The sequence below is a fragment of the uncultured Fibrobacter sp. genome, assembly GCF_900316465.1.
GTDB lineage: Bacteria > Fibrobacterota > Fibrobacteria > Fibrobacterales > Fibrobacteraceae > Fibrobacter.
This window is the reverse complement of sequence record NZ_ONDD01000026.1, coordinates 1-12,522: the sequence shown is the minus strand read 5'-3', so window position 1 is coordinate 12,522 and position 12,522 is coordinate 1. Positions and strand designations below refer to the sequence as shown.

10 protein-coding genes, 1 tRNA gene and 1 pseudogene are annotated in these 12,522 nt (G+C 52.1%); 1 reads left to right on the top strand and 11 read right to left on the bottom strand.

Annotated elements, in window-relative coordinates:
• Positions 1 to 3: 3 nt before the first annotated feature.
• A complete protein-coding gene (locus QZN53_RS10260; protein ID WP_163438868.1) occupies positions 4 to 837 on the bottom strand; it encodes a pyridoxamine kinase in 834 nt (277 codons plus the stop codon).
• 87 nt (positions 838 to 924) lie between these two features.
• Here QZN53_RS10260 and glgB point away from each other — a divergent pair, with 87 nt between their 5' ends.
• Positions 925 to 3,141, top strand: coding sequence for a 1,4-alpha-glucan branching protein GlgB (gene glgB / locus QZN53_RS10255; RefSeq protein ID WP_205428143.1), 2,217 nt, complete (start codon positions 925 to 927; stop codon positions 3,139 to 3,141).
• Between the two features lie 205 nt (positions 3,142 to 3,346).
• On the opposite strand, the gene QZN53_RS10250 is transcribed toward glgB, so the two are convergent.
• The 10 genes and pseudogenes from QZN53_RS10250 to QZN53_RS10210 all read right to left on the bottom strand — a co-directional run.
• Positions 3,347 to 6,535: a carbohydrate binding domain-containing protein gene (locus QZN53_RS10250; protein ID WP_163438867.1), complete on the bottom strand. Its 3,189-nt coding sequence runs from the start codon at positions 6,533 to 6,535 to the stop codon at positions 3,347 to 3,349.
• A 113-nt stretch (positions 6,536 to 6,648) separates the two neighbouring features.
• Entirely contained in the window at positions 6,649 to 7,383 is a 735-nt protein-coding gene (locus tag QZN53_RS10245; protein ID WP_163438866.1) for a thioredoxin domain-containing protein, read from the bottom strand.
• 304 nt (positions 7,384 to 7,687) lie between these two features.
• The gene (locus QZN53_RS10240) at positions 7,688 to 8,713 is read right to left on the bottom strand and encodes a fibrobacter succinogenes major paralogous domain-containing protein (RefSeq protein ID WP_163438865.1); all 1,026 of its coding nucleotides are present in this window, start codon (positions 8,711 to 8,713) and stop codon (positions 7,688 to 7,690) included.
• Positions 8,714 to 8,767: 54 nt separating this feature from the next.
• Positions 8,768 to 10,333, bottom strand: a complete 1,566-nt coding sequence (locus QZN53_RS10235) for a peptide chain release factor 3 (protein WP_163438864.1) — start codon at positions 10,331 to 10,333, stop codon at positions 8,768 to 8,770.
• Positions 10,334 to 10,462: 129 nt separating this feature from the next.
• Positions 10,463 to 10,535: transfer RNA gene (locus tag QZN53_RS10230), tRNA-Lys, on the bottom strand.
• A gap of 100 nt (positions 10,536 to 10,635) precedes the next feature.
• Positions 10,636 to 11,097 (bottom strand): 23S rRNA (pseudouridine(1915)-N(3))-methyltransferase RlmH, encoded by a 462-nt coding sequence (locus tag QZN53_RS10225; protein ID WP_163438863.1) that lies wholly within the window; start codon positions 11,095 to 11,097, stop codon positions 10,636 to 10,638.
• A gap of 4 nt (positions 11,098 to 11,101) precedes the next feature.
• A complete protein-coding gene (locus QZN53_RS10220) occupies positions 11,102 to 11,830 on the bottom strand; it encodes a metallophosphoesterase family protein (protein WP_088628395.1) in 729 nt (242 codons plus the stop codon).
• A gap of 35 nt (positions 11,831 to 11,865) precedes the next feature.
• Entirely contained in the window at positions 11,866 to 12,162 is a 297-nt protein-coding gene (locus QZN53_RS10215; RefSeq protein ID WP_163438862.1) for a HigA family addiction module antitoxin, read from the bottom strand.
• A gap of 9 nt (positions 12,163 to 12,171) precedes the next feature.
• Positions 12,172 to 12,261: pseudogene (locus QZN53_RS12980) on the bottom strand (type II toxin-antitoxin system RelE/ParE family toxin); the annotation flags it as partial.
• Between the two features lie 81 nt (positions 12,262 to 12,342).
• Positions 12,343 to 12,522, bottom strand: a 180-nt coding sequence (locus QZN53_RS10210; RefSeq protein ID WP_205428141.1) for a hypothetical protein, incomplete at its 5' end; no start/stop codon positions are given.

Genomic DNA, 12,522 nt, shown 5'->3' with positions numbered 1-12,522 from the left:
AACCTACTCGTCTGCTAAATTTTTAATCAAGCTCGGGAGCGCAAGTTCAAACTTGACTCCATACCAGTGAGACTTGTCTTCATAAGTCTTTTCGATGCATTCCAGCACAAAGTCGGCCGCAATTCGGGCCGCATCGACCATGGAGCGGCCACGGAGCATGGCTCCTACAAAAGCCGAGGCATAGCAGTCACCGGTGCCGTTAAAGCCCTTGGTAATCTTCTTGTGTTCGTAGTAGTTGAATTCCTTACCGTCGTAAAGCATCACGCCCGTGTAACCCGGACGGAATCCGACACCGGTCAGCACTACCGACTTGGTGCCCAGTTCGCAGAGTTTTTTGCAAAGCAGTTCGACCGTTTCGCGGTCAATATTTTCGCTGTACTCCGTATCCGTGAGCATGCAAGCTTCGGTCATGTTCGGGAGCAAAACATCGGCATGGGCGCACAAATCCTTCATGGCAGCGACAAATTCCATGTTAAAGCCGGGGTAAAGCGCCCCGTTGTCGGCCATGGCTGGGTCGACTACCCGAATCGCTCCATCGACACCGTTGGTGTCCATAATGTGCTGAACCATGTTGATTTGCTCAATAGAACCCAGATAACCGGTATAGAAAGCATCGAAACGAATATCAGCCACGCGCCAATGCTCGCTAATCGGCAACATTTCTTTAGTCAGATCCTGGAAAGTCCAGCCCGTAAAGCCGCCCGTATGGGTCGAAAGAATCGCCGACGGCAACACCGCCGTCTCTACACCGCACGCAGAAATAATCGGCAGTGCCACCGTGAGGGAGCACTGTCCAAAGCACGAAATATCTTGAATCGTAAGGACTCGCCTGTACATGCCCCAAATATAGAATTGCAAAGCCCCATTTTTTTTGATTAAGTTATATTTACGACATTACAACTAGGTGTTTTACAGGAGTATGATATGGAATGGAATGACTTCACGAGCTTGACTTCGGAAGACATGCGTGCCATTTGGGATTTTAATACAAAGGATCCTTTTTCCATCTTGGGTTTGCATCCGCTGAATACGGACCGCGGCGTGAAGACGGTGATTCGCGCTTACCAGCCGCAGGCAAGTTTTATTCGTGGTGAATCTTGCGACGGCGAGTTCGAGTTCGACTTCATGAAGCTTGGCAACACAGGATTTTTCGAAGCCATTCTCGACAAGGAATACGAACCGTTCTTCTATAACTTGATTATTAAGCAGGATGACGGCAACGAATACACGCTGACCGACCCGTATGCATTCCTCCCCGTACTTAGCGACTTTGACCGCCACTTGATTTCGAGCGGCACGCACTACGAGCTTTATCGCAAGCTGGGCGCAAACCTTGTTGAACACCAGGGCTTTAAGGGCGTACACTTTGCCGTCTGGGCTCCGAACGCCCACGCCGTTTCCGTGGTCGGTAGCTTTAACAGCTGGGACGGTCGCCGCCACCAAATGCGCATGCTCGGCTCCACCGGCATTTGGGAAATCTTTATTCCGAACATTGGCGAAGGCGAACTCTACCGCTATGAAATTCACGGTGCCGACGGCAACCTGCACGTGAAGGTGGACCCACTTGCAAAGCTCAGCGAAGTCCGCCCGGCAACCGCCTCCATCACCACGCACCTCGACGGCTACGAATGGGGCGACGACCTGTACATGTCCACGCATTGGGCCACCAAGGTCTTCGGTTCGCCGATGAACATTTACGAAGTCCACGCCGGCTCCTGGCGTCGCGACCCCGCTAATCCGGATCGATTCTTGAACTGGGACGAACTTGCAGAAACCCTGATTCCGTACCTCAAGGAAATGGGCTACACCCACGTGGAATTCTTGCCGCTTGCCGAACACCCGCTCGATGAATCTTGGGGCTACCAGGTGACCGGATACTACTCCCCCACGAGCCGCTACGGCACGCCAGACCAGTTCCGCCACTTTGTGGACCTTTGCCACCAGAACGAAATCGGCGTGATTGTGGACTGGGTTCCGGCACACTTCCCGAAGGATGCCCACGCCCTCGGACGTTTCGACGGCACCGCCTGTTACGAACACGCCGACCCGCGCCAGGGCGAACACCCGCACTGGGGCACCTACATCTTTAACCTGGGCCGCAACGAAGTCAAGAACTTCTTGATTGCAAACGCCATGTACTGGCTCAAGGAATTCCACTGCGACGGTCTCCGCGTCGACGCAGTGGCATCGATGCTTTACCTCGACTACGGCAAGGGACCCGGCCAGTGGGTGCCGAACAAGGACGGCGGTAACATCAACTATGACACGCTGGAATTCCTAAAGCACTTGAACAGCATCATGGGCCGCCTCACGCCCCATGCAATCTTGATTGCCGAAGAATCTACCAGCTTCCCCAGCATTACGCGTCCGCCTGAACAGGGCGGCCTCGGCTTCCACTACAAGTGGAACATGGGCTGGATGAACGACTTCTTGAGCTACATTCAGCACGAACCGATTCACCGTAAGTACCACCACAACCAGCTGACCTTCAGCATGGTGTACGCCTACAGCGAAAACTTCATCCAGGTGTTCAGCCACGACGAAGTGGTTCACGGAAAGGGTTCTATGCTTGGCAAGATGCCGGGAGACAACTGGCAGAAGTTTGCAAACCTCCGCCTCACCTACGCTTTCCAGTATGCGCACCCGGGCAAAAAACTCAACTTCATGGGCAACGATTTTGGCCAGTTCCGCGAATGGAACGAGAAGCGCTCCCTCGACTGGCACTTGATCAGCTGGGATAGCCACGGCAAGCTCCTGCAGATGATGAAGGTTCTGAACCACCTGTACAAGGAAAACGCCCCGTTCTGGGAAATCGACCACTACTACACAGGCTTTGAATGGATCTGGTGCGACGATGCCGACAATTCCATCGTAAGTTTCGTGCGTAAGGACGATCACGGGAACCAAATCCTCTGCGTATTCAACTTCACGCCGGTGGTCCGCAACGACTACCGCCTCGGCGCTCCGACTCGCGGCAAGTGGAAGGAAATCTTCAACACTGACGCTAGCATGTTCGGCGGCTCCAATGTGGGCAACTTCGGCGAAGTCTGGACGCAGGACATCCCGTGGCAGAACAGGCAGTGGAGCCTCAACATTCAACTCCCGCCGCTTGCAGCTGTGTACTTCCGCCTGGAACGATAACACAACCGTGTCATCCTGAGCTGAGCCGCAGGCGAAGTCGAAGGATCTCAAAAAAAAATTGCCGCGGGCAAATGCCTGCGGCTTTTCGTTTATACAGCCGGCTTCATTAATCGGATATATTTGCCGGATATATAAAGAACGCCCCGGCAGAGCCGAGGCGTTTCTTCAAAGAATGATTCCGGCGGTTAAGCCGGAATGATATTCCTTATTCCACCGTGATGAGGGTGACGGTGCGCTTGCCGACCTTGATCGGCTTGCTAATGTCAACACCCTTCTTGGCCTTCTTGGACGGATCGTTTGCCCAGCCTTCCTTCAGCTTTTCGGTGCTGCGGTCGAGAGTCTGGACAGTGGCCTTGCCCTTGAAGCCCGGGATGTTCAACTTGAGTTCGTAGTCGCTGTACGGGCTCTTGTTGATCACGAGGAGGCTCTTCTTCTTGCCGTTTTCGGTGTAGTAGGTCGTGATGAGCGATTCCTTGTCACCGGAGATTTCGGTCTTGAGGAGCTTGCCGCGGAGAGCGTCAGAAGCCATCTGGAATGCCCAGTAGCTCGGACGCGGGCAGTTCATGCATTCTTCTGCAGAACGGGTCAGGTAACCGTAGTCACCGCCTTCCGGAGTGATATCGTTGTGGATATCCCAGTACTGTGCGTTGTCCACATTTTCAGTGGCGAGCATAGCGAGGTAGTCAGCAACGAACAGACCGTTTTCGAGAGAGATGGTCTGCGGACCCGGGTTGAAGTCCACGGAGTTCCATTCGGTGAGCCAGAGTTCGATCTTCTTGTCCTTCTTGAAGTGGCTGGTCCACTTGTCTACAACCTTATGGAGACGGCTGTAGATAGGAACGAGGTCCTGCGGAGCAGAGAGGAGGGCGAAGTCGTTTTCTTCACCGAAGTGCTGCGGATAGTGGTGAACAATGAGACCGTCGGCAATGTCGCCGGTTTCCTTGAGCACGTTGTCGTTCCACTGGCCATCGAGCACGCCGAGGACTGCGACCTTAATGGTCGGGTCAACCTTCTTCATGGCTTCGATGAACTTACGGGCGCGCTTACCATAAATGGTACCGCCGTCCTTACCATACTTTTCATAGTACGGGTGCCAGTTACCATAGACTTCGTTACCGATTTCCCAGTAAACGATGCCGGCCTTCTTGTCGATGTTGGTGTGCTTCACCCAAGCAGCGGCTTCCTGTTCGGTACCGGAACCGAAGTTCACGGTGAACATGGCGTTAGAACCGGTCTTCTTCAACCAGGCGAGGAATTCGTCGGTATCGACCATCCAGTCGTGGTTGTCGAGGATTTCCTTCCAGTGGTCGTCATCGGCACGGAGACCACCCGGATAACGGATGATGCCGTGGTTGATGCGCTTGGCGTATTCAGCAGTCTGAACCTTGAACTTCGGATTGTCGAGCATGTCGCCATCCCAAAGTGCTGCGTTGATACCGAAGAGGCCGCCCGAGATGTTCGGGTTGATCACGTCGCCGGTACCCTTAACTTCAACCTTCACGAGAGCCGGGCGAGCAGCAGCCTTGACTTCCTTCTGGTTGGTGAGCTTAATGTTGTCGATTTCGAAGCTACCGTTAGAACCTTCTCCACCCGGTTTGAAGTCGAGAGAAACGACGTTCTTGAGGTCGAATACGCCGTTTTCCTTAGCGTTAGGCGGCTGGTAGTACGGGAACTTGGAGAACGTGCGGAACGGCACGATCACCGTGGTGCGACCGCGAGGTACACCGGTGTTGGAAACGAAGAGTTCGTTGCCAGCGTCACCGATCTGAACCGTAATGGACTGCCATGCACGTTCGGAGTAAACGTCGAACATGATACCCCAGTGGTTCGTCCAGTCGCGCTGCTTAGCGTCGTGAGCGGCACCATTCTTGGTAAAGTCAAGAACGAAGTCCACCCAGTCGGACATTTCGAAGTGCTTGATGTAGAGGCTGTTGCCGTCGAGCTTGGAGGTCTTGTACGGCATTTCGATTTCGGCCTTGGACTTCGGACCGAAAGACGGTTCCCACTTGTCCTTGCCAAACTTGCCTTCGAAGTCAGAAATCACGACATCCGGAGCCTTGGATTTCCAGTTATCCCACTTGATATCCGGGTCAACCCAGTCGATATTTTCGGTGAAGGTAATCTGGTCGACGAAGATGGTCACAGGAGCCGGCTTGCCCGGTTCACCCTGGTTTTCACCCTTGCCCACAGAGAAGCGGACTTCCTGAATCTTGTTCCACTGCACGTCCTTAGCAACTTCGGCCTGCTTGTTAGCGTCCCAAGCCTTACCCTTGTCGCCGAACTTCTTCAGAGGAATCTTGACGAGCTTCCAGTCCTTGCTGACCTTGGAGCCTTCGATCCAGTCGTTCAGGCTGATCTTGGTCTGGCTCTTGATGTCGTTACCCTGGTTGTCGAGGATACCCACGTAGACCTTTTCGCCACCGAGCTTACCCTTGATCCAGAAGTAGAGACCACCCTTGTTGCGAACCTTGGAGAGGTCAATGTACTTGCCTTCGCCAAGAGAGTAGGTCACGCCAGACCAGTCGTTGTTATCGATGTACAGGGCGAGCACGTTCGGGTTGCCCTGAGTCTTGGAGTCAGCTTCGCGCTGGGCAGAGAGACCACCGTAGCTGTAGCTGAAGCCCTTGAGCTGGTTATCGTAGAACGTACCGTTCTTGACAGGCTTAGCCTTGCCGTCGAGCTTTTCGGGGTTCTTCGGGCCGTCAATGACGTCGTTGTTTTCATCCCAGTAGACAACCTTCTTCTTCGGAGCGGCCTTCTTGTTGCCCTTCACGATTTCGATGTTGTCGACCCAGATTTCGAAATCAGATGCGCCGCTCTTGTCGATAGAGAAGCGGATTTCAGCAATCTTGTCCCAGTCGATGCGAGCCGGGAATTCAGACTTACGGGTGTTGTCCCAGTAGAGACCACGGTCCGGGAAGTCCACGAGAGGAATGGAAACCTTCTTCCAATCCGTCGTCACGGCACCGCCCTGGATGTACTTGTTCATCGGGAGAACGACCTGGGTCTTCTTGCCGTCAGAAACTTCTTCATCCAAAAGGCCGACCTTAACGGCTTCGCCACCCTTCTTACCCTTGATCATGAATTCGAGCTTGGAGTCGAGCATGAACTTGTTGAGGTCGAAGGTTTCGTTGTACAAGCAAACAGATGCACCCGAATATTCGCTCGGGTCAAGCTTGATGTTCAAGGCAGCCTTAGACTTGTAGCCGCCGTCTTTAGTGATGGTGATACCTTTGCTCTTACCGCCGTATGCGTAGTCAAAGCCCCCCGGACGATACTGTTCGTCGAAGAACTTGTAAGGAACTACACGCGGTGCTTTCGGCTGAGCCATTGTAGCCGTTACGCCGAAGCCGAGGAGGGCGACGGTAGCGGCAGTCAATGTACGCTTCATCATATGATCGTGTCCTTTTGGTTGTGTTTTAGTTTGATTTTGAAATTAAAATTTTCGCGTTCAAAAAGGGAGCACGCGACTTAAAGTCGCGTTTACAGATTGAACCGCTTAAAAGATTACTTGGCTTCCTTGAGGAGCTTTTCAACCAGTTCGGGGCTGAAACGGTCCTGACGCTTGCCGTTGATGTAGAAGTTCGGAGTACCCTGCACGCCGACTTCGGTACCGAGCTGGAAGTCCTTGTCGATACGGGCGTTCATGGCAGAGTCAAGCACCATGTCCTTCTTGAACTGTTCCACGTTCAAACCGATCTGCTTTGCAACTTCCACATAGATGGAGTCGCCGAGTTCGCGGCTATGCGGAGCGAGAGCGTAGCGGTATTCCCAGAACTTGCCCTGCTTGTGTGCAGCGATAGAAGAGGCAGCGGCAGCGCGAGCGTTGGAGTGGAAACTGAGCGGGAAGTGCTTGTACACGAACTTGATCTTGTCCGGATACTTTTCGTTGAGTTCCTTCATGACCGGAGCGATGCGGGAGCAGTACGGGCACTGGAATTCGGTAAATTCAACAATCGTGAGCTTCGGGTTCTTGGTGTTGCCAAAGACCGGGCTGTCTTCGTCGGGAATGTCCCAGACCTTGTTGTCCGCTTCCATTTCGGCGCGGGCCTGTTCCAAGGAGATGCCGCGCTTGTCGAGGGCATACTTGATGATTTCAAATTCTTCCTTGACCTGCTTGAAATCCTTTTCAAGGTTATCAAGCCTGGCCTGCTGGTTGAACGAACCGCCGGCGGAAGCCTGATTGCAGGCAACGAGACCAGCGAAACATACTGCGAGAGCAACAATGGGGAGACGTTTCATGTTTTTCCTTTTGATGTTAAAAAATCCTGGGTAAGCGCTATGCTTACCTGTGTAGGGGAAATATATAAAAAGTAGGGAGTAGGCCGTAATGACGAATGTGCAATGTGAGATGAAAGATTCAATATTACGAATCTTCCTAGAACAACAATAAAGGGGGAAGTCTCCCCCTGTATCGCACTTCGTTGCTCCCCACCCCCTCGCCTAGGGGGACACCCCTAAAACCCCGATGGAAGGAGCCATGAAGCTTCATGAATTTGAAAACTTTTTATTACAAATTAGTGCGACGGAAGCAAGCGAGTAGAGCCTATGGGTCGTCCTTTAGACAACGAACTGAAAAGGCGTAATTTTTTTCAAAACTGAACAGTTTCGGACTCTTGTAAAAGTAATCCAAGTCCATGTCGTGGGCTTGGAGGCTATCATACTCAGAGGCACACCAGAAATAGGCATACTGACTATCAATGAAGCGACCATTATTGTATCTGAAGCCAGCAGGGATTGCAGAAAAGCCCACATCATCCGTACCGCTGCCATTAGAATACCAACCTGTTAGCGATTTCAAAATATCGCTAGCCATCGATTGTCCGCCCACCTCAGTAAACAAAGTTTCCCATTCTGCTTGTGTCGGCAGATGCCAGCCATCGGGGCAAATGCCCTGAACTATTGTCGGAAGCGTGCATGTCTTGCCGTAACCGCAATCCTGGGGATTATCGGCATCGGTAGCAAGTTTTACCGAGTCAATGGCTGCCGCCCAAGTGTAAAGGCGTCCTCCCACGGCACAGTTTTCGGGCTTCTTGTTATAACACCAACTGCGTTCCAACAAGCTCGGAGTGTTCGTACTATCAGCATAGTTCAGATTTTCTGCCATCCATGTCTGATTGCCAATCTTTATGATTTTGTAGGTTTGACCGTCACGAGAGTCAGTCATCGTGCCATAGGTAATATCCGGGTTAAATCGACATTCTTTAGGAACATCCCAACTCCAGCCAGACTTTCCCTTTAAAATTGCCGAGCAGTTCTGTTCAACTGACGAGCTGCTAGTGGCCCCCTCGGCAGGCTCAGGGACCTTGGAACTGCTGGATTCTTCGCTAATGCTGGAGGATGAATTCAACGAGTCAATGTTACTGCTGGACCCTTCATTATCGCTCTGGATGACAGAGGAAGAAGATTCCTCTCCATCAGGAGTCTCGACCGCAATTGACGAACTTGACGGATCATCGACAGGCTCAGCAACCTTAGTGGAACTGCTGTCATCACCGCAGGCTGCGAAAAGGAACATGGACCCTATCGCCACAGCGTAGCTCCAGGGTGACATAAAATTTTTCAAAGCCATAATACAACCCCCATTGTAAGGAACTTTTACTTAATTTAGAATTTATTAAAAAAATTACCCTTGCGAGGTGGCGGCGAAGGTCAGGTTTTCGTAGTTCTTGATGGCGAGGTTCAGACGGTATTCGTTCGGGAACAGGCAAACCAGGTTGCGTTCCTTATCCATCATGCAGTCCATCGCGTATTCTTCGGCGAACTTGGCGACATCCTTTTCGGGGCCAGAAACCCAGCGGATTCCGTGAGCGGGCACGCGGTCCAGCGACACGTCGGCGCCGTATTCACTCTGCAGGCGGAACTTGAGCACGTCGAACTGCAACTCGCCCACCACACCAATCACAGGAATAGCGGATTTGAGCGGTTCGTACAACTGAGTCGCACCTTCTTCGGAAAGTTCAGCAAGGCCCTTCGCCATCTGCTTGCTCTTAAGCGGGTTCAGGAGCGTTACGCGGGCAAAGTGTTCCGGAGCAAAGTCCGGAATGCCGGTGAAGTTGATTTTTTCGCCGTCGGTCAAGGTATCGCCGATGCGGAAAAGTCCCGGGTCATTGATACCCACGATATCGCCCGCCCAGGCGTGGTCGATAACTTCCTTGTCTTTCGCGAGGAATGCCGTCGGAGCAGCCAAACGAATTTCACGGCCTGTGCGCACGTGGTAAACCTTTTCGCCACGGGTAAAGCTGCCCGAGCAAATGCGCAGGAATGCCGTGCGGTCACGGTGCTTGGGGTCCATGTTCGCTTGAATCTTGAACACAAACGCGCTAAAGTCGTTTTCGTCGGGGCTCACCGGGCGCTTGTCGGTTTCGCGCACCATCGGAGGCGGCGCAAGCTTTGCAAAAGCGTTCAACAGCTGACGCACGCCGAAGTTATTCACCGCAGAACCGAAGAACACGGGGCACATTTCGCCCTTCAGGAACTTTTCGTGGTCGAACGGGTCCATGGCACCGGTCACCATCTCGTATTCTTCCTTGAACTGGGCGACCCAGTTTTCGCCGCACATTTCTACAAGGCGCGGATCATCCGGGCCTTCCATCTGGATGATTTCCTGATGGCCTTCTTCTTTATTGAAGGTGTGGAAGGTGTTTTCAGCGATGGAATACACACCCTTGAAAAGCTTACCCACGCCAATGGGGAGCGTAAAGGGGGCGACCTTGATTTTCAAGATGCTTTCAATTTCGTCGAGCAGGTCAAGCACGTGGCGGCCATCCAAGTCCATCTTGTTGATGAACGTGATGATCGGCGTATGGCGCATGCGGCACACGTCCATGAGCTTGATGGTCTGCTTTTCCACGCCGTTCACGCTGTCGATAAGCACGAGGGCCGCATCCACGGCGGTCAGGGCGCGGTAAGTATCTTCACAGAAGTCCTGGTGCCCCGGGGTATCGACCAGGTTGAACATGCAACCTTCGAACGGGAAATTCAGCACGGAACTCGAAACAGAAATACCGCGTTGCTGCTCGATCTTCATCCAGTCACTCACCGTGTAGCTGCGGTTTGCCTTGGCGCGCACGTGGCCCGCTTCGCGAATCACGTTTCCGTACCACAGGAACTTTTCGGTGATGGTGGTCTTACCCGCGTCAGGGTGGCTGACAATAGCAAAAGTGCGGCGTTTTTCGATTTCTGCGTTCATGATTTATCCGTTTTTTACGGCGGCAAATATAGAAATATTGTTACTCAAACGAAAGATGCTGATTCTGGCATAAGACAGGATTGACTTGCCAGTATAAAAGAAAAACCTCTCCGTGAGGAGAGGTCTTCGTGGATGATGCAGGGGTCGAACCTGCGACCCGCTGATTAAGAGTCAGCTGCTCTACCAACTGAGCTAATCATCCATAGTCGCTTAGGACGCGCACAATAATAGAATTAAAAAGGTCCGCTGTCAAGGGGTGAAAACGCAATTTTTCAAAAAAAATTTGGTTTGGGCGCGAGCGGTCATCTATGATGATAGGGGTGGTTTTGCATCACCATCTGAACGCGGTAAAGCTGTTCGGCGAAAAGCACACGCGCATGGTCGTGGGTAAACGTCAACGGCGAAAGCGAAAGGAGCAAGTCGGCAGTCTTTTTCAGGTTCTCGTCGATGCCGTACGCCGACCCGATCAAGAACACGATATTTCCCGGAAAACGGTCCCGGAGCGTATCCGAAAGCTTGACCGTATCCATCAGCTTGCCCTCTTCGGACAAAATGACGCGCTTGTATTCGGACTTCGGGAATTTCTTGTCAAAAAGTGTCGCTTCTTGTGCCAATGCCTGCATGCGGTCGTCTATCTTGGACTCTTTGAGTTCCACGACTTCGAGCGGGAACATTCCCCCACGTAAACGCTTGACATACTTGTCGACCTCGTCGGCAATGAACGGCGAACCTGCCTTACCAAAAACAGCCAAGACCCATTTCATGGGACTAGCGGCCTACACTCAGACGGTCAATCAAGAAACTCGGCATGCCGGCCTTTTTCATGCGTTCCTGCGTTTCGAACACATCGTAATCGACACGAATCAAACGCACACACATGGTCTCGGTATCCAGCAGACACCAGCAAGAGCGCGGATCGCGATCACGCGGCTGGCCCACGCTCCCCACGTTCACCAACAGGCGTTCCGTGTCCTCAATCCTGTATTCGTATTCGTCCAGAATCTTGGGGATTGCATTCGGGCGGCTCGCCACAATCACCGGGCTGTGTGTATGGCCCACAAAGCAGTAGCGGCCCTTGAAATGTTCAAAGGCGTCGAGGGCATCTTCAAGCTCGGTCACGTACACCCAGTCCGCGGGCGAAAGCGGAGAGGCATGCACAAAGCAAATGTCGTTTTCTTCGCAAACATACGGCAGCGAACGCAGGTACGAAATCGAATCGTCCGACAAGTGGTTCTGCGTCCATTCGATGGCCTGCTTGGCATAGGGGTTGAACCCGGCGCTGGACTCGTGCTTGATCGCCACACTGTCGTGGTTACCGATAATACAAATGTCCATATTTTCGCGAGCCAGACGAACGCTTTCGTCAGGATCCGCACCATAACCCACTAAATCACCCAGACAAACCCTCCGTTCTACCCCGTTGTCCTTCATGGAGGCAAGAACCGCCTCGAAAGCCACCGCGTTAGAATGGATATCAGAACAAATACCGTATAGCATGGCCGTAATGTAGTAAAAAATGAGGGACGAATGTCTTACACCGGCACAAAGGTCTTGATATTCTCGAGTTCCTCGGCGATTTCAATTTTCAAATTGCGAATATCGATGTCATCTTGCAAAGAGATGAAGTAATCGTCGGAAACACCAAAGAACTTGGCGAGCCTCAAGGATGTGTCAACCGTAATTCGTCTGCGGTCGTGAAGAATGTCCTGGATTCTTGAAACAGGAACATTGATTGCCTGAGCGACCTTGTAGGCAGATAAACCCATAGGCGTAAAAAACTCTTCGTTCAGGATTTCTCCGATAGTAGGCGTTTCAATATGCTTGCTCATGGTTTACTCCTAGTGATAGTCAACAATCTCAACGTTATAAAAGTGTCCTTCGTTCATTGAAAAACAAATACGCCATTGGTCATTTATGCGAATAGAGTAAGTTCTGTTTCTCTGTCTGCAAAACTTTGTATCATTCAATATACCTATTTAGTGTGTATATGTCAAGTAGGTAGAATACGTTTATGAATGTTCTCTATTCCTATACACGCTATTTTCAGGCGTTTTTTGCCAATATTGCAGGTAAAATGATTTTAACGGGACAAAAAAGTGACCCGCCGGCGAAGCCGGCGGTTCTTCATATACGGGCGTAGCCCTACAATACCAGCGGCGTGCAAGGGCACGCACATCAATCTGCCACCT

Excerpts from the sequence above, each read along its gene's own strand:
- QZN53_RS10260 (WP_163438868.1), bottom strand. The coding sequence starts at position 837 with ATGTACAGGCGAGTCCTTACGATTCAAGATATTTCGTGCTTTGGACAG.
- glgB (WP_205428143.1), top strand. The coding sequence starts at position 925 with ATGGAATGGAATGACTTCACGAGCTTGACTTCGGAAGACATGCGTGCC.
- QZN53_RS10245 (WP_163438866.1), bottom strand. The coding sequence starts at position 7,383 with ATGAAACGTCTCCCCATTGTTGCTCTCGCAGTATGTTTCGCTGGTCTC.
- QZN53_RS10215 (WP_163438862.1), bottom strand. The coding sequence starts at position 12,162 with ATGAGCAAGCATATTGAAACGCCTACTATCGGAGAAATCCTGAACGAA.
- QZN53_RS10240 (WP_163438865.1), bottom strand. The coding sequence starts at position 8,713 with ATGGCTTTGAAAAATTTTATGTCACCCTGGAGCTACGCTGTGGCGATA.
- QZN53_RS10250 (WP_163438867.1), bottom strand. The coding sequence starts at position 6,535 with ATGATGAAGCGTACATTGACTGCCGCTACCGTCGCCCTCCTCGGCTTC.
- QZN53_RS10225 (WP_163438863.1), bottom strand. The coding sequence starts at position 11,097 with ATGAAATGGGTCTTGGCTGTTTTTGGTAAGGCAGGTTCGCCGTTCATT.
- QZN53_RS10220 (WP_088628395.1), bottom strand. The coding sequence starts at position 11,830 with ATGCTATACGGTATTTGTTCTGATATCCATTCTAACGCGGTGGCTTTC.
- QZN53_RS10235 (WP_163438864.1), bottom strand. The coding sequence starts at position 10,333 with ATGAACGCAGAAATCGAAAAACGCCGCACTTTTGCTATTGTCAGCCAC.